This window comes from Gilliamella sp. wkB308, from assembly GCF_001690185.1.
Taxonomy (GTDB): domain Bacteria; phylum Pseudomonadota; class Gammaproteobacteria; order Enterobacterales; family Orbaceae; genus Gilliamella; species Gilliamella apicola_I.
Map to the genome: position 1 here is coordinate 1 of NZ_LZGN01000009.1, position 331 is coordinate 331.

1 protein-coding gene is annotated in these 331 nt (G+C 49.2%); it reads right to left on the bottom strand.

The window, feature by feature from the left end; genetic code table 11:
* The coding region (locus A9G10_RS01675; RefSeq protein WP_176700506.1) for a 4Fe-4S dicluster domain-containing protein at window positions 1-331 on the bottom strand (331 nt) is incomplete at both ends.

Here is a 331-nt window from a genome sequence, read left to right on the forward strand (position 1 = left end):
ATATTCAAACAGCGGTGTAATCAGCTGCGATGTACGAATATCAATACGTTCCAGTTTGCTACGGTCGATTTCTGGCAGGTTGAGGAAGAAATCGTAATTGATTTTCTCTTCTTCGACATGTTCCAGGCGAGACATCATATTGATGGCTTTAATCTCTGGATTCTGACGGTCTTTCGCCGGGCAAACTTCGACGCACAGGTTACAACCGGTGCAATCTTCCGGTGCCACCTGCAAGACATATTTCTGCCCGCGCATATCACGCGATTTCACATCCAGCGAATGCAGGCTGGCAGGGGCGTTTTCCATCGCTTCAGGCGGCACCACTTTTGCG